Here is a 23,016-nt window from a genome sequence, read left to right as displayed (position 1 = left end):
TATACTCACCCGAAGAGTGTTGGAACTACTTCAGGGCTGCCGGATATGTCTCAGGTTAAAGGCCGGATGCTTTAGCTCTCCATCGCCTCCAGTTCGTCAATGAAGCCCTCGATCATCGAAAGGCCCTTGTCCCAGAAGGCGGGGTCGGATGCGTCGAGGCCGAAGGGGGCCAGAAGCTCCTTGTGATGCTTGGCCCCACCCGCCTTCAGCATGTCGAAATACTTGTCCTGAAAGCCCGCGCCGCCTTCTTCATAGACCGCATAAAGCGCGTTCACGAGGCCGTCGCCGAACGCATAGGCATAGACATAGAACGGCGAGTGCACGAAATGCGGGATATAGGCCCAGAAGGTCTCGTACCCCTCCATGAAGGTGAATGCCGGCCCCAGGCTCTCCCCCTGAACGCTCATCCAAAGCGCGTTGATATCATCGGGCGTCAGCTCCCCCTGGCGGCGTGCGTCGTGTAGCTTGCATTCGAAGTCGTAGAACGCGATCTGGCGCACAACCGTGTTGATCATGTCCTCGACCTTGCCGGCCAGAAGCACCTTCTTCTGCGCTGGATCCTTCGCCTCGCCGAGAAGCTTGCGGAAGGTCAGCATCTCGCCAAACACACTTGCGGTCTCCGCCAGCGTCAGGGGGGTCGAGGCCAGAAGCTCACCCTGATCCGCGGCAAGCACCTGGTGCACGCCATGCCCAAGCTCGTGTGCAAGCGTCATCACGTCCCTGGGTTTGCCAAGGTAGTTGAGCATCACATAGGGGTGCACGTTCGTCACCGTGGGATGGGCGAACGCCCCCGGCGCCTTGCCTTGCTTCACCCCTGCATCGATCCACCCCTTCTCGAAGAAGGGCGCCGCCAGATCGGCCATCTGGGGCGCAAACCCCGCATAGGCGTCAAGCACCAGCGCTTTCGCGCGATCCCAGGCCACGGTCGCCGTGTCTTCCATCGGAAGCGGCGCGTTCCGGTCCCAGACCTGAAGCGTGTCGAGGCCAAGCCACTGGCGCTTCAACTCGTAATAGCGGTGCGACAGGCGCGGATAGGCCGCGACGACGGCGTTGCGCAAAGCCTCGACGACTTCGGGTTCCACATGGTTCGACAGGTGCCGCCCGGTCTGGGGCGTCGGCATGCCGCGCCAGCGGTCTTCGATCTCCTTTTCCTTCGCGAGCGTGTTGTGAACCCTGGCGAAGAGCGAGATGTTCTGCCCGAACACATCGGCCAGCGCCCGTGCGCCTGTCTCGCGCTTGTCGCGGTCGTGATCGGTCAGAAGGTTCAGCGTCGGCTCGATCCCAAGCGCCTCGCCATCGATCTCGAAGGTAAGACCGGCGATCGTCTCGTCGAAAAGCTTGTTCCATGCGGTCGCGCCGACCGTGGACTGATCGTGCAAGAACTGCTCGAGCTCATCGGAAAGCTGGTAGGGCTTCATTGCCCGCATCCGGTCGAAATAGGGCTTGTAGCGCTGAAGTTCGGGATCTGCCGAGAAGGTTTCCGTATAAGCCTCCTCCGGTATCTCGTTGAACTCTAGGGAAAAGAATACCAGCCCGGTGGTGAACATGGTGATCTTGTCCTGACAGTCGGACATGAACTTCGCGCGCCCGGGATCGGTGGTCTTCTGGTAATAGCGCAGGCCTGCGAAAGACATGATGCGCCCGGCGATGTTCGAAATCTTCTCGTCCCGCTTCACGCAGGTCAGCATGTCCGCCGACGACAGATCCCCGAGCTTGCCCTTGTAATCCTCGGCAAAGCTCTTGCACTCCGCCTCGAGCCAGTCGAGATCGCGCTTCAGTTCGGGCGCGTCCTCTCCAGCGTAAAGATCGCTCAGATCCCAGTTCGGCAGCTCGCCGAATTCAGTGGTCTGGGTCGCGTTCGCATCGAAGACGGGGCGGGGTAAGACTGGCATCATGGCTCCTGAAAAGGGGGCGTGTCTCGGGGAGATAGGGCGTAAGCCGGGTATGGCACAAGGGGCCAGGGTCGAATTCCTGCCTCCCTCGGCAGTGCGCAGAGACATGACGTGCGGCAAGCGACAGAGTCGCAGGGGGTGACGGTCATTCCCGAAGGCGCCCCCCGAAGTCTCCGATCAGGATACAGCCCCAATTGCAAACCGCACCCGCGGCCATGCCCGGTTGACAACGCCAAGGTACCGATCGCGGTATCAAGAGTAATCCGGCCGCTGCACGCGTCCCTTGAACATATCTGGAAGGTCCAAGGCTAACCGTAGGCCGCAAGCATGGCTTTCAGATCGTCGAGCGTATTGGCCTCGGCCAGCGGCTTGTCCTTCCGCCACCGGTTCATTCGCGGGAAACGCAAGGCGATGCCGGATTTGTGCCGCGGGCTTTCCTGAATGCCTTCGAATGCGATTTCGAACACATGCTCGGGGCGCACCGCCCTCACCGGGCCATACCGCTCCAACGTGTTCCTTCTGACCCACGCCGTGATTTCACGAAACTCGGCATCGGTCAGGCCGGAATAGGCCTTGGTGAAGGGCACCAGATCGTTGCCGTTCCAGACCGCGAAGGTGAAGTCGGTAAACAGGTTCGCCCGCCGTCCGTGCCCTTGCTGTGCATAGATCATGACCGCGTCGATCACCAGCGGGTCGACCTTCCACTTCCACCAATCTCCCTTTCGGCGGCCGTCACGATAGGGCGCGTCGCGCCGCTTCAGCATCACGCCCTCGGCGGCGCGGTCGCGCGAGGCCGCGCGCGCCTCGGCCAGCGCCTCCCAGTTTTCGAAAGAGATGAGGGGCGAAGCAAGGAAGGGCGCCGTATCCGGCACATCCGCCAGCATCTCTTCAAGCCGTGCACGCCGGTCGGCAAAGGGCAGGGCCCGGATATCGCGTCCGTCCCATTCCAGAAGGTCGTAGGCGTGCAGGATCGCGGGCGCTTCCGCCAGAAGTTTCTTCGGCACGGTCTTCCGCCCGATCCGCTTCTGCAGGCGGGCGAAGGGCAGGGGGCGCCCCTCGGCCCAGGCCAGCACCTCGCCGTCGATCACCGTTCCCTCGGGCAGAAAATCAAGCGCGGCTGCAAGCTCCGGAAACCGGTCGGTCATCAGCTCTTCGCCGCGTGACCAAAGATGCCAGGTCCCGCCCCGGCGGATCAATTGGCCCCGGATCCCGTCCCATTTGTATTCCGCAGCCCAGTCCCCTGGCGCGCCAAGGGCATCCGGCTCCACATCAAGCTGATAGGCCAGATAGAAAGGATAGGGCCGCGACAGATCCGCCGCAGGATCGGGGGCGTGGATAAGCTCGGAAAAGCTCACTTTCTCCGGCGTCCAGTCGCCCATCAGCCGATGCGCAAGATCCGCCTCGTCTAGCCCCGTGGCCTGCGCCAGCGCGCGCGTCATCAGCTTCCGGCTGACGCCCATCCGGAACCCGCCGGTGATCAGCTTGTTGAAGACGAAGCGTTCCGTCGTCTCCAGCCCGTTCCAAGCGGCAAGGATGGCCCTCTTGCGCTCCGCCTCGTCCACCTCCGCGAGGGCGCGGATCTCGCCGATCCAATCCGCCAGGCTGCGCTCGATCCGCGTTTCCGGCGGGGGCAGCACCAGCGCGATCGTCTCGGCCAGATCCCCAACGATCGGATAGGCTTCCTCGAACAGCCACAGCGGGATGCCCGCCCGCTCCGCGGCCCATTCCCGCAGAAGCGTCGTCGTCACCGTACGCCTCGGTCTCCGCCCCGACAGAAGCGCGATCGTCCACAGCCGATCGTCCTCCGGCGCCTCGCGAAAATACGCCGCAAGTGCCGCGACCTTCGTGTTGGTCTTGGTCGTCTGATCGAGCCGGGTGAAGAGGGTGGCGAAACGGTGCATGGGGATGAAGCTCAATCGCCTGTCTGTGCCGGCGCGTTGTCGTCGTCCCGGGCGTCGAGATCCTCGCCTTCGAACTCGGTCCCAAGCACCTGTGCGTCATACCCCTCGCTCTCAAGCCAGCGCCGGAAGATCGCGGTATAGCCATGGGTAACGAAAACGCGCTCCGCCCCCGTCGCCGCGATCGCGTTGTTCAGCCCGGGCCAGTCGGCGTGGTCCGACAGAACAAACCCGCGATCCGCGGCGCGGCGGCGCCGTACCCCGCGAAACGCCATCCATCCCGAGGCGATCCCGGTCGCGACGGCCCCGAACCGCCGCATCCAGCTAGAGCCAAGCGCGGAGGGCGGTGCGATCACAAGGGCGCCGGGATGATCCTTGCTGCGCGTCTCCGGTGTTACGGGCACCGTATCGGGCAACGGAAGGCCCTGGGCGCGCATCACCGCGTTCGTGCCCTCGACGGCGCCGTGGGTCAGGATCGGGCCGATCCCATCGTTCAGCAACGCAAGAAGACGTTGCGCCTTGCCGAGGGAATAAGCCCCGATCACACTGATCCGCCCGTCAGCGGCATTTGCCGCCCACCAGGCATTGATCGAACCGGCCACGTCCGCCTCCTGTGCCCAGGTGAAGACGGGCAGGCCGAACGTGCACTCCGTGATGAAGGCATGGCACCGCACAGGTTCGAACGGTTCCGACAACCGGTCGGGCGCCGTCTTGTAATCCCCCGAAACCACCCAGACTTCGCCCCCGACCGCGACCCGGATCTGGGCGGATCCCGGCACATGGCCCGCCGGGTGGAACGAGACCTCTGCATCGCCGATCCGCCGGACCTCTCCGAAGGCGATCCCCTCGGCGGTTATATCGCCAAGCCGGTGGCGGATCACCGGCAGCGCGGTCTCCGTCGCCAGGTAACGGGCGTGCCCCGGCCGCGCATGGTCGGCATGCCCGTGGGTGATCAGCGCGCGATCTACCGGCCGCCACGGATCGATAAAGAAATCACCCGCTTCGCAGTAGAGCCCGCGATCGGTTGATTTCAGAACGGGTGCGGTCATGCAGGTTCAGATACGCCGCTTGCCCTTGGGATCAAGATGCGGCCATCACTCGGGGTCTCTCATGCCCGCCCGTTGGGCGGCCCGCGCGGGCGCGCCCGCCGACAGGAGGGACCCGTGTCTCAAAAGGAAAAAGGCCGGGCGCCCGGCCCGGCCTCTCCATCAGAAATCCCGGATACCGATCGTCAGATCGCAAGATACTCCGCGCGAAGCGCTTCGTCGTTCAGCACCTCTTCGGCCTCGCCGTCATAGACCACGCGCCCGGTGTCGAGGATGATCGCCCGGTCCGCAAGCTGCAGCGCGCGCACCGCGTTCTGCTCCACGATCACCGTGGTCATCCCAAGCGATTTGATCTCCATAAGCGTCTTCTCGATCTCGTCGACGATCACGGGGGCAAGGCCCTCATAGGGTTCGTCGAGCAGAAGCACCTTCACATCGCGGGCCAGCGCCCGTGCAATCGACAGCATCTGCTGCTCGCCGCCCGACAGCGTCGTCCCGTCCTGCTTGCGGCGTTCGCCGAGGCGCGGGAACAGCGTGTAAAGCCGGTCAAGCTCCCACCCGATCGGCGGGGCGATCTGCGCAAGCTGAAGGTTTTCCTCCACCGTCAGGCCCTGGATGATCCGCCGGTCCTCGGGCACCAGCGCCAGCCCGGCCTGCGCCGCCTCGTGACTTGCCATCTTGTGAAGCGGCTGGTGGTCAAGCCACACCTCGCCCTGGGTCAACTGCGGCGAACTTACCCGCGCCAGGGCCCGCAAGGTCGAGGTCTTGCCCGCGCCGTTCCGTCCCAGAAGTGCAAGGATCTCGCCCTCATGCACGTTGAAGCTCACGCCTTGCACGATATAGCTTTCGCCGTAATAGGCGTGGATGTCGTGCACCGAAAAATAGGCCGGCGCCGTAGATGCCTTGTTGGCATGCTGGGAGAAGTCTGGACGTTCGTTCATGGGTCTTCTCCTTAATGCGCCTGGCCCAGATAGGCTTCCTGAACCTTCGGGTGGCCCTTGATGTTTTCGGGCGTATCCTCGACCAGCGGGGTGCCCTGGGCGAGAACGGTGATCCGTTCGGCCAGCGAAAACACGACATGCATGTCATGCTCGATGATCGCCATGGTGATGTCGCGCTTCTCCTTGATCTCCTTCAGAAGGTCGATCGTGTTGTTGGTGTCGGCGCGCGCCATACCCGCTGTCGGTTCGTCAAGCAGAAGCAGCCGCGGGTTCTGCACCAGGCACATCGCCATCTCCAGCCGCCGTTTGTCGCCGCGCGACAGGGACGCCGCGTGCATATCCCGCTTCTCGATCATGTTCACATCGGTCAGCATTTCTTCTGCCTGTTGCGCGATGTCCTTCTCGGCGCCCACTCCCTCAAGCGCATGCAGCCGGAATGCCCCGTCCCGCTTCGCAAAACAGGGGATCATCACGTTTTCGAAGACGGTCAGGTCGCCGAAGATCTCGGGCGTCTGGAACACCCGGCTGATCCCCATCTGGTTGATTTCGTGCGGGCTGCGGCCCAGCACCGACTGGCCATCGAACATCACCGATCCGGTGTCGGGGATCAGCTTGCCGACGAGGCAGTTCAGCAAGGTCGATTTCCCGGCGCCGTTCGGGCCGATGATCGCGTGAACGGTGTTCTCCGTGACCGAGAGGTTCACGTCACCGAGGGCCTGGAGCCCGCCGAAGCGCTTGTTGACGCCCTTGACTTCGAGAATGCCCATTGCTCTTTCTCCTTATTCCGCAGGCGTCTGGGATTGCTTGGCCGCTTCCGCTTCGGCCTCGCGCGCCTTGCGTCCTCGAAACAGCCGTGCGATGCGCTGCCCGCCTTCCACGAGGCCGCCGGGCAGGAAGATCACAACGGCCATGAAGATCAGTCCCAGTGTCAGGTGCCAGCCCTTGCCGATGAAGGGATGGACTATGGTCACAAGGAAATCCTCCAGCCCGTCGGGGAGTGCGGCGAACCATTGGTGCAGGATCGCGTCGTTGATTTTCGACAGGATGTTCTCGAGATATTTGATCAGCCCGGCGCCAAGAACCGGTCCGATGAGCGTGCCCATGCCGCCCAGGATGGTCATGAGCACGACCTCACCGGACCGCGTCCAGAGCATCCGCTCTGTCCCTGCGAGCGGGTCCATCGAGACCATGAGCCCGCCGGCAAGCCCAGCGAACATCCCCGAGATCACGAATGCGGCCAGCGTGTAGGGGCGCGGGTTGAGGCCGGTATAGTTCATCCGCTGTTGGTTGGACTTGACCGCACGCAGCATCATGCCGAAGGGGGACCGGAAGATTCGGATCGAGATGTAGAAGGTGGCGATCATGAAGAGCGCGCAGAGATAGTATCCGGCATTGATGGTGAATTCCCACGCGCCGAGAGTGATCTCGAACCCGTCACGCATCTCGATGCCGAAGAAATGCGGTACCGGAAGGGAACCGTCAGGCCCCATGCTTACGCCAAGTACCCGCGGGTCGGTATGCGTGACCTGCAACATGGATTCGCCCTTGGTGATCGGGCTGAGGACCGACAGGGCGAGCGCGTAGCTCATCTGCGCGAAGGCGAGGGTCAGGATCGAGAAGTAGATACCCGAACGCCGGAGCGAGATGTACCCGATCAGGAGCGAGAACACGCCAGCGACCGCTACGGAGGCGACGATCGCGCCGAGCACGTTCATGCCCAGAAGCTTGAACATCCAGACGCCGGCATAGGAACCCGCGCCGAGGAACGCAGCATGTCCGAAGGAAAGGTAGCCCGTCAGGCCGAAGAGGATATTGAACCCGATCGCGAAGATTCCGAAAATCAGGAAGCGCTGCATCAAGTCGGGATATCCCGCGTTGAACTGTGCCAGCGAGGAGTCCGCCGGGAACGGATTGAGGAAGAAAGGCGCGAACACCACCATTGCAATCACGATCAGGAACAGCATTGCGTCCTTACGGGTCAAACCGAGCATGGCTTATTCCTCCATCACGCCCTTGCGGCCCATGAGGCCGCGCGGTCGCACGAGCAGAATTACGATGGCGACCAGATAGATGATGACCTGGTTGATGCCGGGGATGATGTCGATGATGGCGCTCATTGAGGCGAAGCTCTGCAGGATCCCGAGAAGGAAGCCTGCCAGCACCGCGCCCGGAAGCGAGCCCATGCCGCCGACGACCACCACCACGAAGCTGAGGACAAGGAAGTCCATGCCCATGTGATAGTTGGGTGAGAGGATCGGCGTGTACATCACGCCCGCTAGCCCCGCCACAGCCGCGGCGACACCGAACATGATGGTGAAGCGCCGGTCGATGTTGATGCCCAGAAGCCCCACGGTCTCCCGGTCCGCCATGCCTGCACGCACGACCATGCCGAATGTGGTGAACTGGAGGAAGGCGAAGACGCCTGTAATGATGACCATTGCGAAGCCGAAATAGACCAAGCGCCAGTACGGATAGATGATCTGGTAGGGGTCGAAGCCGAGCATGACGCCAAAGTCAAACGAGCCCGTGAAGGCGCTCGGCGCGGGCGCGGGAATCGGGTTGGCGCCGTAGAACGCCTTGACGATCTCCTGCAGCACGATGGCGAGGCCGAAGGTCACGAGGATCTGGTCTGCATGGGGGCGTTTGTAGAAATGCTTGATCAGCCCGCGTTCCATGACCACGCCGATGAGGACCATGACCGGGATCGCAACAAGGATGGCAATGGGGACCGACCAGTCGATGATTGCGGCCCCTGCCGTCTCGCCGAACCAGTCGTAGACATAGGGGACATCGACCTTCTTGGGGTTGCCGAGGAAGTCGGTCTGGGTTTCGTCGATCACCGTGTGGGACAGGGACAGGACCTTGTTCAGGGTGACCGTGCAGAACGCTCCGATCATGAATAGCGCCCCGTGGGCGAAGTTGACCACGCCAAGCGTGCCGAAAATCAGCGTCAGACCAAGCGCGATCAGCGCATAGGCCGAGCCCTTGTCCAGTCCGTTCAGAATCTGAAGGATGATCGCTTCCATCGCGAAGCCCCCTGAGAATTTCGGGATGCCGCGCGCCCGGTTTGCGGGCGCGCGGCGAGGTTCAGTTCACCGAAGCGGCGATCATGCGCCCGGGTTGCAGGTGCCGAGCGAGCCGCCCTGGAAGTCGGGGTGGTCGACCGGGTAGGTGACGGTTTCGCGCGGCGTCACCTCGACGATCTCCAGGAGGTCGAACTCGGAGGTCGGGTTTTCCTTGCCCTTCACCACGAGCACGTCCTTGAAGCACTGGTGGTCTTCGGCGCGGTAGAGCGTCGGGCCGTTGCCGAGCCCGTCGAACTCGAACCCTTCGAGCGCTTCGGCAACCGCGCAGGGGTTGAACGAACCGGCCCGGTTCACGGCGTCGGCATAAAGCAGCGTCTGCACGTAGCAGGTATGCGCCGCCTGGGACGGCGGGAAGCCGTACTTAGTGCCGAAGGAGCGCGTGAACGCCTGCGAACCTTCGTCGGGCAGAGACCAGTGCCAGTTCGTGGAGCCGAAGATTCCCTTGATGTTCTCGCCCGCACCGCGTGCCATGAGGCGCGAGAAGAGCGGAACGACAACCGTGAAGTCCTTGCCGTTGGCCTGGGCGTCGCGCAGGCCGAACTGGACCGCCTGGGTCAGCGAGTTCACCATGTCGCCGCCGTAGTGGTTCAGGATCAGCACGTCGGCGCCGGATTGAAGCACGGGCGTGATGTAGGACGAGAAATCTCCCGCGCCCACCGGAGTGAGGACCGAGTTAACCGTTTCCCACCCGAGCGCCTCGGTGTAGGTTTTCATGGACTTCTCCTGGGACCAGCCCCAAGTGTAATCCGCCGTCAGGTGATAGGCCTTGCGGTCCTTGCCGTAGTTCGCCTCGAGGATCGGAGCGAGAGCCCGGCCGGACATCTCGGTGTTGAAGAAGTGGCGGAAGCCGTTTGCGCGGCGGTCCTTGCCCGTGGTGTCGTTGGAGTGGGTCAGGCCGGCCATGAAGATCACGCCGGCGTCCTGGCAGAGGCCCTGCACCGCGATGGCCACGCCCGAGGACGAGCCGCCGGTGATCATGATCGCGCCGTCCTTCTCGATCATCGAGCGGGCCGAGGCGCGGGCTGCGTCGGAGTTGGTCTGGGTGTCGCCCGTGACGTACTCGACCTTCTTGCCGAGGATACCGTTGCCCTCGAGCGTCTTCGACGAGAAGGTCGGGATCATCCCGCCATCGCCGCCGCCGTTGAGATGCTCGACCGCAAGCTCGTAGGCGCGCAGTTCGTCCGCACCCTCGTCGGCATATGCGCCGGTCTGGGGCACGTTGAAGCCAAGCGTTACAGTGTCGCCCTGAGGCGCGTTCGTGAAGCCCGAGTGGGCGCCGGCCCAGACGTTGCTGGTAAAGATCGTAGGCGTCGCGAGTGCCGCGCCGCCGATGGCCGATGTCTTGAGAAGGCCGCGCCGGGTCAGATTGGATTTAGACATTCATGTCCTCCCATTGATTCTTTGGGCCCGACACTCCCATTGTCGCACCCAGCCTGAGTAAAGGCTGCCACACTATCGTCCAAATCTGGAAAACTAAGCAACAAGCGCTTTAAATTGCGGAATATTTTTGTAAACGAATACACAATGCCATAGAGTACAGTGTAAAGAAATTTTCGCGCAAGCGCAGAACCTCATTGAACTGCAAGGAGAAAGCTCGTGGCGAAACTCCCTTTGACAGGAAGCCGGATCCGAGAGCGCCGGCTTGACCTCGGATTGCGTCAGGCGGCCTTGGCCGAAGCCTGCGGGATATCGGCGTCATACCTCAACCTGATCGAGCACAATCGGCGCAGAATCGGCGGCAAGCTTCTCAACAATCTCGCCGCGGCGCTCGAGGTCGAGCCGACGAGTCTCAGCGAGGGCGCGGATATCGCCCTTCTCGGCGCGCTGCGCGAAGCGGCCGAAGCCGCCGCGCTGAACGCCGCCGACGCGGCAAGGGCCGAAGAACTCGCGGGCCGCTTCCCGGGGTGGGCGGAACTGATCGCCGCGCAGGCCCGCCGCATCGCCTCGCTCGAACGTACCGTCGGAACCCTCAGCGATCGCCTCGCGCACGACCCCCACCTCTCCGAGGCCCTGCACGATCTTCTGTCGACGGTCACGGCAATCCGTTCCGCCAGCAGCATCCTCGCAGGCGAGGAAGAGGTCGATCCCGAATGGCAGGCCCGCTTCCTCCGCAATATCAACGAGGATTCCCACCGCCTCGTCACAGCCAGCGAGGCTCTGGTTCGCTATCTCGATGCCGAGACGGCGGCAGACGGTGCCCGGGCGACACCCCAGGAGGATCTGGAGGCCTGGCTCAGCGCCGAGGGCTGGCATCTTGCAGATCTCGAACGCGCGCTTCCGCCATCCGCGGCATCGCTCGTGCAGCGGGCCGAGGCGCTTCGCTCCGACGCGGCGCGGCGGCTCGCCGCGGATTATGCGACGCGCTATCGCAAGGATGCCGAGGCTCTGCCCCTTGGCGCCCTCCGCGACGCGATTGCCAGGCACGGTCTCGATCCCGCCGCGCTGTCGCAGGCGTTCGGGGTCGATCTCGCAACCGTGTTCCGCCGCATCGCAACACTGCCGGACGAGGCCGGGGCAGGGCCCGTCGGGCTCGCCATCTGCGATGCGTCGGGCACCCTCGTTTTCCGCAAGCCGATCGCCGGGTTCGCCCTACCGCAATTCGGCGCGGCCTGCCCGCTTCTTCCGCTCTATCAGGCGCTCGGCCGCCCGATGTCGCCTGTACGCGCCATCGTGGAACAGGCCGGCCGCCACTCCGCGCGCTTCCTGACCTACGCGATCAGCCAGCCGGGGCAGCCCGCGGATTTCGACGGCCCCGTCGTCTTCGAGGCGACCATGCTGATCTTGCCGGAACCGCAACCGCCGCAGCGCCAGGCTCAGGTCATCCCGATCGGCCCGACCTGCCGTGTCTGTCCCCGCGACCACTGCGTCGCCCGCCGCGAGCCCTCGATCCTCAGCGCGTCTGACTGATGGACGGCATCGGAGTTTTGACAGAGGCCATGGCATCGGCAATAGTCTGGGCAAAACAACAATAACAATTGATCTGGGAGGGATCGGGATGCCGGGGAGGGTTCTCCTGATCGAAGACGAGCCGAACATCATCGAGGCCATCCGCTTCATCCTGTCGCGCGATGGCTGGACGGTGGATGTTCACTCCGACGGGGCGACGGCCACCGATGCGGTGGCTCAGCGTGCGCCCGATCTCGTTATCCTCGACGTGATGCTGCCAAATCGCTCGGGTTTCGATATTCTGGCCGATATCCGTGCCGGGGATGCGACCCGTGATCTTCCGGTCCTGATGCTGACCGCGCGCGGCCAGTCAAAGGATCGCGACATGGCCGAGCGGGCGGGGGCGAGCCTCTTCATGACGAAACCGTTTTCCAATGCCGAAGTGGTGGCGTCGGTTCGCCAGCTGGCTGGGCGCGCGGAGGGCCCGTGAGACGCGATCCCGAACCGCTCTTTCTGGCACGCGAAACCTATCGACGGCGCCGGATGATGGATGCGGCCCGCATCCTGCCGTTTCTCGGCGTCTTCCTGTTTCTCGTGCCGGCCATCTGGGGCGGGGCCGTCAGTACGCTGTCGGGCCTGATCTATCTATTCATCGGTTGGGCGGTCCTGATCGTCCTGTCGGCCGTTATCGCGCGGGTGCTCGCCCGTCCCGGTCCGCAGGGCGACAGGGTGGATGACGAGGTGGGCGGCTGAATGCTGTCCTTCAACCTTCTCGTTGCCGTATGCCTCGTCTACGTGGGCATGCTGTTCTTCGTTGCCTTCATCGCCGAAAAGCGGGCGTTGCGGGGGCGGAACCGCTGGCTCAGAAGCCCGTGGGTCTACACCCTCTCTCTCTCGATCTACTGCACCGGCTGGACGTTCTTCGGCGCGGTCGGATACGCCGCCCGGTCAGGGCTTGAATTCGTCACGATCTACCTCGGCCCGACCCTCGTCATGATCGGCTGGTGGGCGCTTCTGCGCCGCCTCGTCCGGATCGGCCGCACGGAACGCATCACCTCGGTCGCCGATCTCATTTCGTCGCGCTACGGCAAGTCGACCTTGCTGGGTGTGCTCGTGACGCTTCTCGCGGTCGCCGGCACGACCCCCTATATCGCGCTTCAGCTTCAGTCGGTCACTCTCGCGTTCGACGTTTTCGCCACGGACCAGCAGGAAGGGTCATCGACGGGCCTGCTCGTCGCCGTGGGCCTCGCCGTCTTTACGGTGATCTTCGGCACCCGAAACCTCGACGTGAACGAACGCCACCACGGGGTCGTGATCGCCATCGCGGTCGAGGCCGTGGTGAAGCTCGTGGCGCTCTGCACCGTCGGCATCTTCGTCGTCTGGGGCGTGGCCGGCGGCCTTGGCGATGCGGCCCGCGTGATCCAGGCCTCACCGATCTCCCAGTGGCAGGTTCAGCCAGAGCGCTGGATCACCCTCACGTTCCTCTCCGGTGCGGCACTTCTCTGCCTGCCGCGCATGTTTCACGTCCTCGTCGTCGAGAACTCGGAAGAGCGTCATCTCGGCACGGCCTCCTGGGCGTTCCCGGCCTATCTCCTCCTGATCTCGCTTTTCGTCATTCCGATTGCCGTGGTCGGCCTCGCGGTGATGCCCGAGGACGCAAATCCCGATCTCTTCGTCCTGACCGTCCCGCTCGCCTTCGATCGCGAATGGCTGGCCATGTTGTCATTTCTCGGGGGCTTCTCGGCCGCCACTTCGATGGTGATCGTCGCCTCCATCGCGCTTTCGACGATGGTGTCGAACCACATCGTTCTGCCGATCTGGCTCAGCATCAAGGGCGATGGCGCAAAGCTTTCGGGCGATGTGCGCAACGTCGTGCTCCTGTCGCGCCGCCTGTCGATCGCCGGTGTGCTCGCTCTGGGCTACTTTTACTTCCGGTATTCAGGCGGCGCCGCGCTGGCGGCAATGGGTCTGATCGCCTTCGTCGGTGTGGCCCAGGTCCTGCCGGCGATGATCGGCGGCATCTACTGGCGCGGCGCAACCCGCGTCGGAGCTTCTGCGGGTCTCATCCTCGGTTTCGCGATCTGGCTCTACACGCTCTTTTTCCCGAGCCTCGGTGTCGGCGTCATCGTCTCGGCCGAGATGTTTGCCGAAGGGCCCTTCGGCATCGCCGCCTTGCGGCCCCAGGCCCTGTTCGGGATCGAAGGGATGGATCCGCTCGTCCACGCGGTGTTCTGGAGCCTTGCGTTCAACACGCTGGCCTTCTGTCTCGGCAGCGTCCTGAGCTTCCCTCAGCCGCTGGAACGCCTTCAGGGCGCGACCTTCATCAATATCTTCCGCTACTCCGAAAGTGCGCGCGGCTGGGGGCAAAGCGGGGTCGAGGCCGAAGACCTTCTTGTCATGGCACAGCGCATTCTCGGCCCGCAGGATGCACAGTCGCTGTTCATGCAGATCGCGCGCGAGCAGGGGAAGGCGGGCTATTTGCCGGACGTGACGCCTGAATTCCTCGAACGGCTCGAACGCGAGCTTTCGGGTTCGGTGGGCGGGGCGACCGCGCACGCCATGCTCGCGCAGCTCACCGGCGGGGTCACTGTCTCGGTGGAAGATCTCATGCGCGTGGCGGACGAAACCCAGCAGATGCTGGAACAGCAGGTTCAGCTCGAAGCGAAATCTGCCGAGCTCGAGCGCACCGCCCGCCAGCTGCGCGAGGCCAACGCCAAGCTTACGCAACTCTCGATCCAGAAGGACGCGTTCCTCAGCCAGATCAGCCACGAGTTGCGCACGCCGATGACATCGATCCGGGCGTTCTCCGAAATTCTTCGCGGAACTGATCGGATCGGCGCGACCGAGCGGCAGCATTACTCGGGCATCATCCACGACGAAACGCAGCGTCTCACGCGGCTCCTCGATGATCTCCTGGATCTCTCCGTACTGGAGAACGGGCAGGTGTCGCTCAATGTCCAGCCCGATACGCTGCGCACCGTGATCGACCGGGCGGAGCGTGCGGTCAAATCCTCCGACATCGGCGCCAGGCTTACAGTCCAGCGCAAACACGATGAGGAGGACATTGCGCTCCTGACCGATTCAGACAGGCTCGCGCAGGTCTTCATCAACGTGATGTCGAACGCCGCGAAATACTGCGAAGCGGAAGTGCCGCAACTCACCGTCCGCGTCGGCGGGGATACAGAGCAGCGCTGGGTCGATTTTGTCGACAACGGCGCGGGCATCCCGGAAGAAAGCCAGGATCTGATTTTCGAGAAGTTCGCCCGCCTCTCCGATCAAAGCGCGGCGGGCAGCGCCGGGCTCGGCCTTGCGATCTGTCGCGAGGTGATGGAACGGCTCGGCGGGCGGATCGACTATCTGCCGGGGCAGGGCGGTGCGGCGTTCCGTGTCATGCTTCCCACGATCCGGCGCGAGGTCGCCTGACGCGCCGCAATCAGACGTTAACGATGATCTGTCAGCAAGGCCCCGCTTGAGACCGGAAAGGCGGAGGGCGTTGGATGGCTGAGCCAAGTGGTGCGGATGTCCTGAGGAAGTTGCTGAAGCCGTCGACGGGCGGCGCTTCGGCGGCCATGTCGGAAACCCGGGCCTGGCGCCTCTGTGTGCCGCGCGTGTCCGAGGAAAGCGTTGGGCTCCTGGCCTCGGTTTCGGGCGTCGAAAGCGCGGCCACGAATTTCGACGCGATCCTTGCCGACTGGGATGAACACGCCCTGCACCTCTCGCTTCAGGGCGAGGGCGGGGTGCGTGGCATCGCCATTCTCGATGCCGGCGCTCTCGCGTCACTCATCGATGTCCAGACCACCGGTCGCGTCGGCACCAGCACGCCTGATCCGCGCAGCCCCACCGCGATCGACGCGGCGATGGCTGGTCATGTGATCGATGCCTGGTTGGATGGTTTCGGTGCCCAGATCGGCAGTTCCGACATCTGGCGCACAGGGCCCTGGATCGCGGATGCGCGCGCGGGAAAGCTTGCCATCGATCAGGGGGCCTTCTCGGTAGAGACGGTGATGTTTTCCTTCGGCGAGGGCGCGCGCTACGGGACGCTCAGCCTTCTCATGCCGCTTGGAGCGGCACCGCGCGCCGCCAAGGCCGCGCCAAAACGCGGGGCGCCCGCGAAACTGGCGGTCGAGGTCGAGGTGCACGCGGTGCTCTGCCGGTCGAAGGTGGCGTTCCGGTGGCTGAGCCAGTTGAAGCCCGGTGATACGCTCGCGCTGCCCGAAGGCGTGGCCGGTCAGGTACGGCTCGAAACGCAGGACGGGCGCCTTCTTACCCATGGCCGGCTCGGGCAAAGCCGGGGCCGCAAGGCGATCAAGCTCGATGCCGGGCAACCCGCCCTGGCATCCCCCGCGCCGGAGCTTTCGGAGTTCTCGACGCCAATGTCCTTCGAGGCGGACCCGGAAAATCCGCCTGGCGCGTTGCCGCCACTCGAGATCGCCATGCCGGGCGATCTCGGTGACACGGCTTTGTAACCGATCAGGCGGGTGAGGCGCGGCGGGTGGTGACGTGGGGCGCCAGCCACATGCCAAGCGCCATCGCCGCCGCGAACAGCAGACCGGGCCAGCCGCCATAGCTGAGCGAGGCGAGCGCGGGCCCCGGGCACAGCCCGACCAGCGCCCAGCCCGCCCCGAACAGCGCGGATCCGATCGCCAGGTGCGGCGTGATCGCCGGGTCCGGCCGCGCCGGAAACGACCCGCCCAGAACCGGCTGCCGCCCGCGTGTCGCGGCCCAGGCCAGCGCCATGGGCAGGATCGCCCCGCCGAGAACGAAGGCCAGCGTCGGATCCCAAGCCCCGAAGATATCAAGCCAGCCCTGAACCTTCGTCGTGTCGGTCATCCCCGACAGGTAAAGCCCGGCACCGAACAGCCCGCCGCACAGAAAGGCCGAGAGACCGCGCATTACAGGAACCCTAGAAGGTGACGGCCAACCCACATGGTCGCCATCCCGGCCCCAAGATAGATCAGCGTCGCAACGATCCCCCGACGGCTCAGGCGCGAGATGCCGCACACGCCGTGCCCCGAGGTGCAGCCATTGGCAAGCCGCGTTCCAAGCCCGACGAGCAGCCCCCCGACGGTCAGGATCACCGGTGCTGTCGTCGCCCCCGTTTCGGCCCCGCCGGCCAGCACCGCCATCACGCCCGGAACGACGATCAGCCCGGTCAGGAAGGCCAGCCGCTCCATCACGTTGCTGTGGCCGCTTCCGTCGATCAACCCGCCGACAAGGCCCGAGGCGCCCATGATCCGCCCGTTCAGAAGCAGAAACAACGCCGCTGCGCTGCCGATCATCAGCCCCCCGCCAAGGCCCCAAAGCCAGTCTGCCTGCATTCCGTCGTCCCTTTCAGAGTTTGTTCACCGGGACTTTCAGGAAGACGTCGCCCTTCTCATCCGGCTCCGGCATGTTCCCCGCCCGCATATTCACCTGCAGCGACGGTACGATCAGCTTGGGCATCCCAAGCGTTGCATCCCGTGCCTCGCGCATTTCCACGAAATCCTCCGCGCTCTTCGCGCCGCCCACGTGCACGTTCTTGGCCTTCTGCTCGCCCACCGTGCTTTCCCAGGCAAACTCCTCGCGCCCGGGGGCCTTGTAATCGTGACCCACGAAGATCCGCGTTTCGTCTGGCAGGGCCAGGATCCTCTGAATCGACTGGTAAAGATCGCGCGCCGATCCGCCGGGAAAGTCGCAGCGCGCCGTCCCGAAATCGGGCATGAACAGTGTGTCGCCCACAAAGGCCGAATCCCCGATCACATAGGTCAGGCAGGCGGGCGTATGGCCCGGCGTATGCATGACGTCCCCCCGAAGCTGGCCGATGTGAAAGCTGTCGCCATCCTCGAAAAGCCGGTCGAACTGCGATCCGTCCCGCTGAAATTCCGTGCCTTCGTTGAAGATCTTGCCGAAGGTATCCTGCACCACCGTTATGTTCCGGCCGATCCCGATCTTCCCGCCAACTTGCTCCTGAAGATAGGGGGCCGCCGACAGGTGGTCGGCGTGCACATGGGTTTCGAGGATCCATTCGACCTCAAGCCCCTCGCTCTTCACATAGGCGATAACCTCGTCCGCCGATGCCGTGCTTGTGCGGCCGCTCGCGTAATCGAAATCCAGAACGCTGTCGATAACCGCCGTCGCCCGGCTCTCCGGGGCGGTCACTACATAGCTGATGGTGTTCGTTGCCGGGTCGAAGAAGCTCTTGACTACAGGGTGCATATCACACTTCCTCTTGGTTTCTGGGCCTTAAACGGTGTATGACGCACATATTCCTATCTGAATATGTGATTGCGGCCAACGGGTTTGTGAATGGATGATCAGAACGCACACTTCGGGGATTTCATGTGGCAGGCAGCCGACGAGGCCGCCGGCGTTCTGAAGGCTCTTGCCAACCCGTCGCGGCTCCTGATCCTGTGCCAGCTTGCCGAAACCGAACGCACGGTGGGCGAGATTGAAAAGCTTCTGGGCCTGGGGCAGGCCTATGTCAGTCAGCAACTCGCCAGGCTCCGCGAGGAAGGGCTGGTTGCGGCCACGCGGGATGGCCGGCAAATGCGCTACCGGCTCTCCGATCCACGGATCACACCCCTCATACAGGTGCTCTATTCGGAGTTCTGTGCACGCTAGGCGCCTAAGTCGCGCCTTATCCACAGGCAAATGCAAAAAGTTTGCGCATATTTCCCGCGACTTGGGAAATTGAATACGTAACCGCCCTCTGCGCCTGTCGTGAAACAATCAAACTCATCCTATACTCGATTCCAAGGGGCTCTTAGACCACCGGTCCCGGGTGAGGGACAAACGCCATTGGGAGGAACCATTATTGGAGAAACACATTTCATCGGCAAGGAATCAGGACGCGATCGACTGGTTCACAGAGGAGCTGACGCGCGATCCCGCGCGGGCCGAGCACCTCAAGCAGGCGCTGCGCAGGAAGATCGGGCTCGAACCCGCAAGCTGCCTGCGCGAAGTGCCGCGACGCCGCCCGGTGGAAGATCCCGACGACTATTGGGACAACGTTCCCGTCTGACGGCCTGACATGTTCAGCATGTCGTTCGACCCGGCCCGAAACGGCCGGGTCGCTTGCGTTTTGAGGCCTTCGCGGTAGAACCGGGAAAGAGGGCGGTTTGTCATCAGGGCAGGGCAACAAGATGGAAAGGCCGGTCACCGTGCAAAGCACCGAGGGCATCTCGGTGCTGACGATCGATCATCCGCCGGCCAACGCTTTGTCCGCTGCGGTGGTCGCGGCACTGACGACGGCGCTTGCTGAAACGCTTGGCTCCTCCGGCACCCGTGCGATCGTTCTTGCCGCCCGCGGCAAGACCTTCCCGGCTGGCATCGACATACGCGATTTCGACGAACCGGAACGAACGGCGGCGCTGGGCGAACTCTGCCTCGCGATCGAACGCGCACCGGTTCCTGTGATTGCAGCCGTCCATGGCACGATCCTCGGCGGCGGGCTGGAACTCGCGATGGCGGCCCACTACCGCCTGGCCGACCGCCGCGCGCAGTTCGGACTTCCCGACGCCGCGGTGGGGCTTTGCCCCGGCGCCGGCGGCACGCAGCGCCTGCCGCGCCTCGTCGGGGCGGGCCCTGCGATCGATCTTCTCCTGACCGGCCGCACGATCGGCGCCGCCGACGCAAAGAAGATCGGGCTGATCGACGAGGTGGCGGAAGGGCCCTTGCCGATCTTCGCGATGAAATGGGTCAAGGCGGCGCTCGGCACGGGCCTCGCACCCCGCCCGGTCAGCGCCGGGCCGGGGCGTCTGGCCGACAAGCCATCCGAACTCAAGGCAATCGAAACGCGCCGCGCGGCTCTCAAATCCGGGGCGGGAAGCCTTCAGGAACGGATCGTCGATTGCGTTCAGGCGGCCATGCTGCTGCCGTTCGAGGCCGCGCTCACCTTCGAACGCACGGCGTTCGAGGATCTCGCCGCCTCGCCCGCGTCAAGGGCGCTCCGCCATGTCTTCATTGCCGAGCGCCGCGCACGCACCCCCCCGCTCGATGATCCGGCCCCCCCGCTCTCCGTCACGCGCATCGGCATTTTCGGCGCGGGGCTGACCGGCACCGGCATCTCGGCGGCCTGCCTCGACGCGGGCTTCGACGTCACGCTCGTCGATCCCAATCTCGAACGGCTCGAGGCTGGGGTCGACAACATCATCGACATCTACGACCGTCAGGAAAAACGCGGCCGCATCAACGCCGCCACCCGCGATGCCCGGATTGCGCGGCTGCAGGGCAAGACGGATCCCGCAGCCCTGGCGGATGCCGAACTCGTCATCGAAACGATGCCCGAAGATGCCGATGCCAAGCGCCGCGCCTTCGCGATTCTCGACGCGGTGATGCCGCGCGAGGCGATCCTGGCCACCAACACCGCCACCATCGATATCGACGGTCTTGCTGCCGGTACGGGCCGCGCCCCGCATGTCGTCGGCCTGCACTTCCTGACGCCCGCCCATGTGATCCGGCTTGTCGAGGTCGTGGTCGCGATGGAAACAACCGACGCGGTGATCGCCACCGCCTTTGCCGTCGCCCGCAAGCTGCGCAAGGTGCCGATCCTCTCGGCGGTCAGCGAGGGCTTCGTGACCGAACGGTTGCTCGGCGCGTATCAGCAGGCGGCGGAATATCTGGTCGAGGACGGGGCGACCATCGCCGGGGTGGACGCGGCGATGCGCGCCTACGGTTTCCCGATAGGGCCGTTCCAGCTTGCCGATCTTTCGGGGCTTGATGAAGGCGACGCCCGCCGCGCCCGTTATGCCGCCGCAGGGGCCCGGAAGACGACGCTTGCCGCACGGCTTCAGGCGCTCGGGCGGGATGGGCGCCGCGCCGGTCGCGGGTTTCACCTCTACGATGACGCGGGCGAGATCCTGCGCGACGACCCGGAGGTCACCCATGTGATCGCCGAGATGCGCGCCCTGTCGCAACGCGCCGCTCAAAACTTTGCGCCCGACGACATTCAGCGCCGCTGCCTCGCCGCCATGGCCAACGAAGGCGCGCGCATCATGGGCGAAGAGGTGGCGCAACGCCCCTCCGACATAGATCTCGCGGCGATCCTCGGCTTTGGCTTCCCCCGCTGGAGGGGCGGCCCGATGATGGCGGCAGACCTGACGGGGCTTCTCCGCGTGAAACGCGATCTCGATGCCTATGCCGGCGACGATCCGGCCTTCTGGTCGCCCGCGCCGCTTTTCTCGGAGCTCGTGAAGAACGGGCGCGCCTTCGGCGATCTGAACGACGCCTGAACGGCGCGCGTCCTGCGCCTCAAAGATCCCGCGCGGGATCGCCCCGGTAATGGGCAAGACGGGCCAGAAGGTCATTGCCCATCTGGTGCGCCACTCCCAGCACATCCATGGGAAGCCAGTTCTCCGCGATACGTGTGCCCTCCAGCCGGTAGAAATCCATCACCGGCATCCGGATCCGGCGCCCCGTCGGTGTCATCCCAAGGTAGGGCCCAAGATGCGTTCCCAGAACCACGCCCCCCGTCACGGCATAGGGCCCATCCGATATGCGGATGAAATGCCCTTCCGAGGTTCGGTCGGGAAACGCCTTGAGAAATGGGATCTGGTGATGCGCGCGGAACCCGGCCAACCCGCGCGTCATGCCGATCCCGCCCGCGGCGTAATACATGAAATCGCCGGTCCAGTAGGCGTCATGCGGCATCGAGGAAAGGCTCTTGCCGTCGAAGGAAAGAAGCGCCGCATGCATCGCGAACACGGTGTCGAGCGCATCCGGCCCGTCCCACGCCTCGTCGCCAAGGCGAAGCCCGTCCTGCGGGGCGGGACCGGGCCAGATGCCCCGCGCCCCGAATGGCGGGGGCAGGGGGAAAAGCCCGGCCTGCTCCATCAGATCGACCAGGTCGAAATGCAGCCAGCTTCGCCGGATCTTCCCGCCGTCAATCCAATGCGCTTCCCCATACCTCAGATGAACCACGCCATGAGTGGCGGGAATGCCCAGAAGATCCGTGGCGAAGGTGCCCTGCAGGTGCCCGAGGGCGGCAACCATATGCGGCGCCCGCGGCGCATCAAGGCGCGGGTCGTCCCGGTTCTCCCCGCCGACGAAGATCAGATCGCGACGCTCCATATCCGGCAGCGCCGCCCTCAGCACCGCCCAAAGCCGGCCGATGGCCGAAGCGCCCTCCAACACCCCCCAGGGATGGCTCGCCATGGCCAGGGCGTCGCTGTGATAGGCCCGGTTCGCGTCGCCCGTGCGGGCCAGGTCTGCAAGAAGGGCGTGCGCCTGCGCCTTGATCCCGGAAACCGGCATGATGTGCGATCCTTGCAATCGTATGCAATTATTCTTGCGCGACGCTGCCCCCGATGTCTAGCCTTAGCTGCGGGCAGAGCGGAGGGACCCTCATGAAACGCACCCGACCGGAGCAGGCCATGCTCTCGCGCGATACCGACCTGTCGAAAACCGCCGAAACCCGGGCGGTGATCGAAGCGATGGTTGACGGGCTCAACGATCACCGGATCGGGGACATCGGCGAGTTTTTCGACAAAGCCTTCACCTGGTCCGGCAACCAGGGGTGCGGAACGAAACGCGGTTTGCGGGAATTCCAGGAAAACTGGCAGAAACCGTTTCAGGCCGCCTTCCACGACAAGGTCTGCATCGACGAGGCGCGGGTCTACATGGGGGAATGGGCCGCGGCCTTCGGGCGGCAGGAGGCCACCCATGGCGGAACGTTCATGGGCATCCCTCCGACGGGCAAACGCGTGGAAATCCGGTACATGGATTTCTGGAAGGTCGTGGATGGCAAGATCGTCGACAATTGGGTCATGGTCGATTTCCCGCACGTCCTCGCTCAGCTCGGAACCGACGTGTTCGGGGGCGAGGGTTGGGAAGCCTATGACCGGGGAGAAAGGGCGCCGCCCGCGCCATAGCGCTGCCGTTCCGATGCCGATGCTTCCGCTGAAATCCGCCGGCCCGGCGCCTCGCCGGCGCGTGGCAGGCTCCGCCTGACCCATCGCATCGCCACGGCGTTGAGGGGGCCTTCCACATTCCTGTAAACCCAGATCGATGCGACAACCGTCATGGCCAGGATCGCCCAACGGGCGGCTTCCAGAAAAAGCGGGGCGGCGGCGATCTCGTGCCCGACAAGCCTCCAGACCATGAAGACCAGCCAGTGAAACAGGTAGATCGAGAATGAAGCATCACCGATCCGCTCGATCACGCGCGCCACACGGCCTCGCGGCAGATGCGCCTCTGCACCGAGAAACAGGATGGTTAAAGCATCCGGCCTTTAACCTGAGACATATCCGGCAGCCCTGAAGTAGTTCCAACACTCTTCGGGTGAGTATAGA

General features: G+C 64.3%; 22 protein-coding genes. 9 read left to right on the top strand and 13 right to left on the bottom strand.

Features of this window, described 5'->3' with window-relative positions; all coding sequences use genetic code 11:
* Positions 1–71: 71 nt before the first annotated feature.
* From RXV90_RS24725 to RXV90_RS24690, 8 genes are all read right to left on the bottom strand, one after another.
* Positions 72–1,892 (bottom strand): M3 family oligoendopeptidase, encoded by a 1,821-nt coding sequence (locus RXV90_RS24725; protein ID WP_316652906.1) that lies wholly within the window; start codon positions 1,890–1,892, stop codon positions 72–74.
* A 308-nt stretch (positions 1,893–2,200) separates the two neighbouring features.
* The gene (locus RXV90_RS24720) at positions 2,201–3,793 is read right to left on the bottom strand and encodes an ATP-dependent DNA ligase (protein WP_316652908.1); all 1,593 of its coding nucleotides are present in this window, start codon (positions 3,791–3,793) and stop codon (positions 2,201–2,203) included.
* 11 nt (positions 3,794–3,804) lie between these two features.
* Entirely contained in the window at positions 3,805–4,839 is a 1,035-nt protein-coding gene (locus tag RXV90_RS24715) for a ligase-associated DNA damage response exonuclease (RefSeq protein WP_316652904.1), read from the bottom strand.
* Positions 4,840–5,021: 182 nt separating this feature from the next.
* Positions 5,022–5,777 carry an ABC transporter ATP-binding protein gene (locus RXV90_RS24710; protein WP_316652902.1) on the bottom strand — a complete coding sequence of 252 codons (756 nt, stop codon included), beginning with the start codon at positions 5,775–5,777 and terminating at the stop codon, positions 5,022–5,024.
* Positions 5,778–5,788: 11 nt separating this feature from the next.
* Entirely contained in the window at positions 5,789–6,544 is a 756-nt protein-coding gene (locus RXV90_RS24705) for an ABC transporter ATP-binding protein (protein WP_316652900.1), read from the bottom strand.
* Positions 6,545–6,556: 12 nt separating this feature from the next.
* A complete protein-coding gene (locus tag RXV90_RS24700) occupies positions 6,557–7,768 on the bottom strand; it encodes a branched-chain amino acid ABC transporter permease (protein WP_316652897.1) in 1,212 nt (403 codons plus the stop codon).
* A gap of 3 nt (positions 7,769–7,771) precedes the next feature.
* Positions 7,772–8,803 carry a branched-chain amino acid ABC transporter permease gene (locus RXV90_RS24695; protein WP_316652895.1) on the bottom strand — a complete coding sequence of 344 codons (1,032 nt, stop codon included), beginning with the start codon at positions 8,801–8,803 and terminating at the stop codon, positions 7,772–7,774.
* An 81-nt stretch (positions 8,804–8,884) separates the two neighbouring features.
* Positions 8,885–10,243 (bottom strand): ABC transporter substrate-binding protein, encoded by a 1,359-nt coding sequence (locus RXV90_RS24690; RefSeq protein ID WP_316652893.1) that lies wholly within the window; start codon positions 10,241–10,243, stop codon positions 8,885–8,887.
* A 216-nt stretch (positions 10,244–10,459) separates the two neighbouring features.
* Between RXV90_RS24690 and RXV90_RS24685 the strand changes: the two genes are divergently transcribed.
* The 5 genes from RXV90_RS24685 to RXV90_RS24665 all read left to right on the top strand — a co-directional run bounded on the left by RXV90_RS24685 (position 10,460) and on the right by RXV90_RS24665 (position 16,215).
* On the top strand, positions 10,460–11,770 hold the full coding sequence (locus RXV90_RS24685; RefSeq protein WP_316652892.1) for a helix-turn-helix domain-containing protein: 1,311 nt from the start codon (positions 10,460–10,462) through the stop codon (positions 11,768–11,770).
* 88 nt (positions 11,771–11,858) lie between these two features.
* Positions 11,859–12,239: a response regulator transcription factor gene (locus RXV90_RS24680; protein WP_316652890.1), complete on the top strand. Its 381-nt coding sequence runs from the start codon at positions 11,859–11,861 to the stop codon at positions 12,237–12,239.
* Positions 12,236–12,502, top strand: a complete 267-nt coding sequence (locus RXV90_RS24675) for a hypothetical protein (protein WP_316652888.1) — start codon at positions 12,236–12,238, stop codon at positions 12,500–12,502. The genes RXV90_RS24680 and RXV90_RS24675 overlap by 4 nt, the downstream gene beginning before the upstream one ends.
* Positions 12,503–15,172 (top strand): ATP-binding protein, encoded by a 2,670-nt coding sequence (locus tag RXV90_RS24670; protein WP_316652886.1) that lies wholly within the window; start codon positions 12,503–12,505, stop codon positions 15,170–15,172.
* A gap of 74 nt (positions 15,173–15,246) precedes the next feature.
* A complete protein-coding gene (locus tag RXV90_RS24665) occupies positions 15,247–16,215 on the top strand; it encodes a FliM/FliN family flagellar motor C-terminal domain-containing protein (protein WP_316652884.1) in 969 nt (322 codons plus the stop codon).
* Positions 16,216–16,219: 4 nt separating this feature from the next.
* Here the strand turns inward: RXV90_RS24665 and RXV90_RS24660 are convergent, their stop codons facing one another.
* Genes RXV90_RS24660 through RXV90_RS24650 form a run of 3 tightly spaced genes read right to left on the bottom strand, consistent with a single transcriptional unit; the run spans position 16,220 to position 17,944 of the window.
* The gene (locus RXV90_RS24660; RefSeq protein WP_316652882.1) at positions 16,220–16,642 is read right to left on the bottom strand and encodes a DUF6691 family protein; all 423 of its coding nucleotides are present in this window, start codon (positions 16,640–16,642) and stop codon (positions 16,220–16,222) included.
* Positions 16,642–17,067 (bottom strand): YeeE/YedE family protein, encoded by a 426-nt coding sequence (locus RXV90_RS24655; RefSeq protein WP_316652880.1) that lies wholly within the window; start codon positions 17,065–17,067, stop codon positions 16,642–16,644. Before RXV90_RS24655 ends, RXV90_RS24660 begins: the two co-directional genes overlap by 1 nt.
* Positions 17,068–17,080: 13 nt before the next feature.
* A complete protein-coding gene (locus RXV90_RS24650; protein WP_316652878.1) occupies positions 17,081–17,944 on the bottom strand; it encodes an MBL fold metallo-hydrolase in 864 nt (287 codons plus the stop codon).
* Between the two features lie 90 nt (positions 17,945–18,034).
* Between RXV90_RS24650 and RXV90_RS24645 the strand changes: the two genes are divergently transcribed.
* The 3 genes from RXV90_RS24645 to RXV90_RS24635 all read left to right on the top strand — a co-directional run bounded on the left by RXV90_RS24645 (position 18,035) and on the right by RXV90_RS24635 (position 20,958).
* The gene (locus tag RXV90_RS24645; RefSeq protein WP_316652875.1) at positions 18,035–18,349 is read left to right on the top strand and encodes an ArsR/SmtB family transcription factor; all 315 of its coding nucleotides are present in this window, start codon (positions 18,035–18,037) and stop codon (positions 18,347–18,349) included.
* 193 nt (positions 18,350–18,542) lie between these two features.
* Positions 18,543–18,749: a hypothetical protein gene (locus tag RXV90_RS24640; RefSeq protein WP_316652874.1), complete on the top strand. Its 207-nt coding sequence runs from the start codon at positions 18,543–18,545 to the stop codon at positions 18,747–18,749.
* A 121-nt stretch (positions 18,750–18,870) separates the two neighbouring features.
* Positions 18,871–20,958: a 3-hydroxyacyl-CoA dehydrogenase NAD-binding domain-containing protein gene (locus RXV90_RS24635; protein ID WP_316652872.1), complete on the top strand. Its 2,088-nt coding sequence runs from the start codon at positions 18,871–18,873 to the stop codon at positions 20,956–20,958.
* A gap of 19 nt (positions 20,959–20,977) precedes the next feature.
* Here the strand turns inward: RXV90_RS24635 and RXV90_RS24630 are convergent, their stop codons facing one another.
* Positions 20,978–21,979, bottom strand: coding sequence for an ester cyclase (locus tag RXV90_RS24630; protein ID WP_316652871.1), 1,002 nt, complete (start codon positions 21,977–21,979; stop codon positions 20,978–20,980).
* A gap of 92 nt (positions 21,980–22,071) precedes the next feature.
* Here RXV90_RS24630 and RXV90_RS24625 point away from each other — a divergent pair, with 92 nt between their 5' ends.
* On the top strand, positions 22,072–22,596 hold the full coding sequence (locus RXV90_RS24625) for an ester cyclase (protein WP_316652869.1): 525 nt from the start codon (positions 22,072–22,074) through the stop codon (positions 22,594–22,596).
* On the opposite strand, the gene RXV90_RS24620 is transcribed toward RXV90_RS24625, so the two are convergent.
* Positions 22,560–22,895: a hypothetical protein gene (locus RXV90_RS24620; protein ID WP_316652867.1), complete on the bottom strand. Its 336-nt coding sequence runs from the start codon at positions 22,893–22,895 to the stop codon at positions 22,560–22,562. The genes RXV90_RS24625 and RXV90_RS24620 overlap by 37 nt on opposite strands.
* Positions 22,896–23,016 lie beyond the last annotated feature (121 nt).

Origin of the sequence: Ovoidimarina sediminis (genome assembly GCF_032586175.1) — a bacterium.
Taxonomy (GTDB): domain Bacteria; phylum Pseudomonadota; class Alphaproteobacteria; order Rhodobacterales; family Rhodobacteraceae; genus Ovoidimarina; species Ovoidimarina sediminis.
This window is presented reverse-complemented; position numbering and strand designations above follow the sequence as displayed.

Coding starts and splice junctions, on each gene's coding strand:
- RXV90_RS24655 (WP_316652880.1), bottom strand. CDS start 17,067: ATGCAGGCAGACTGGCTTTGGGGCCTTGGCGGGGGGCTGATGATCGGC.
- RXV90_RS24700 (WP_316652897.1), bottom strand. CDS start 7,768: ATGCTCGGTTTGACCCGTAAGGACGCAATGCTGTTCCTGATCGTGATT.
- RXV90_RS24690 (WP_316652893.1), bottom strand. CDS start 10,243: ATGTCTAAATCCAATCTGACCCGGCGCGGCCTTCTCAAGACATCGGCC.
- RXV90_RS24695 (WP_316652895.1), bottom strand. CDS start 8,803: ATGGAAGCGATCATCCTTCAGATTCTGAACGGACTGGACAAGGGCTCG.
- RXV90_RS24680 (WP_316652890.1), top strand. CDS start 11,859: ATGCCGGGGAGGGTTCTCCTGATCGAAGACGAGCCGAACATCATCGAG.
- RXV90_RS24715 (WP_316652904.1), bottom strand. CDS start 4,839: ATGACCGCACCCGTTCTGAAATCAACCGATCGCGGGCTCTACTGCGAA.
- RXV90_RS24660 (WP_316652882.1), bottom strand. CDS start 16,642: ATGCGCGGTCTCTCGGCCTTTCTGTGCGGCGGGCTGTTCGGTGCCGGG.
- RXV90_RS24720 (WP_316652908.1), bottom strand. CDS start 3,793: ATGCACCGTTTCGCCACCCTCTTCACCCGGCTCGATCAGACGACCAAG.
- RXV90_RS24705 (WP_316652900.1), bottom strand. CDS start 6,544: ATGGGCATTCTCGAAGTCAAGGGCGTCAACAAGCGCTTCGGCGGGCTC.
- RXV90_RS24635 (WP_316652872.1), top strand. CDS start 18,871: ATGGAAAGGCCGGTCACCGTGCAAAGCACCGAGGGCATCTCGGTGCTG.
- RXV90_RS24645 (WP_316652875.1), top strand. CDS start 18,035: ATGGATGATCAGAACGCACACTTCGGGGATTTCATGTGGCAGGCAGCC.
- RXV90_RS24710 (WP_316652902.1), bottom strand. CDS start 5,777: ATGAACGAACGTCCAGACTTCTCCCAGCATGCCAACAAGGCATCTACG.
- RXV90_RS24625 (WP_316652869.1), top strand. CDS start 22,072: ATGAAACGCACCCGACCGGAGCAGGCCATGCTCTCGCGCGATACCGAC.
- RXV90_RS24630 (WP_316652871.1), bottom strand. CDS start 21,979: ATGCCGGTTTCCGGGATCAAGGCGCAGGCGCACGCCCTTCTTGCAGAC.
- RXV90_RS24650 (WP_316652878.1), bottom strand. CDS start 17,944: ATGCACCCTGTAGTCAAGAGCTTCTTCGACCCGGCAACGAACACCATC.
- RXV90_RS24665 (WP_316652884.1), top strand. CDS start 15,247: ATGGCTGAGCCAAGTGGTGCGGATGTCCTGAGGAAGTTGCTGAAGCCG.
- RXV90_RS24670 (WP_316652886.1), top strand. CDS start 12,503: ATGCTGTCCTTCAACCTTCTCGTTGCCGTATGCCTCGTCTACGTGGGC.
- RXV90_RS24725 (WP_316652906.1), bottom strand. CDS start 1,892: ATGCCAGTCTTACCCCGCCCCGTCTTCGATGCGAACGCGACCCAGACC.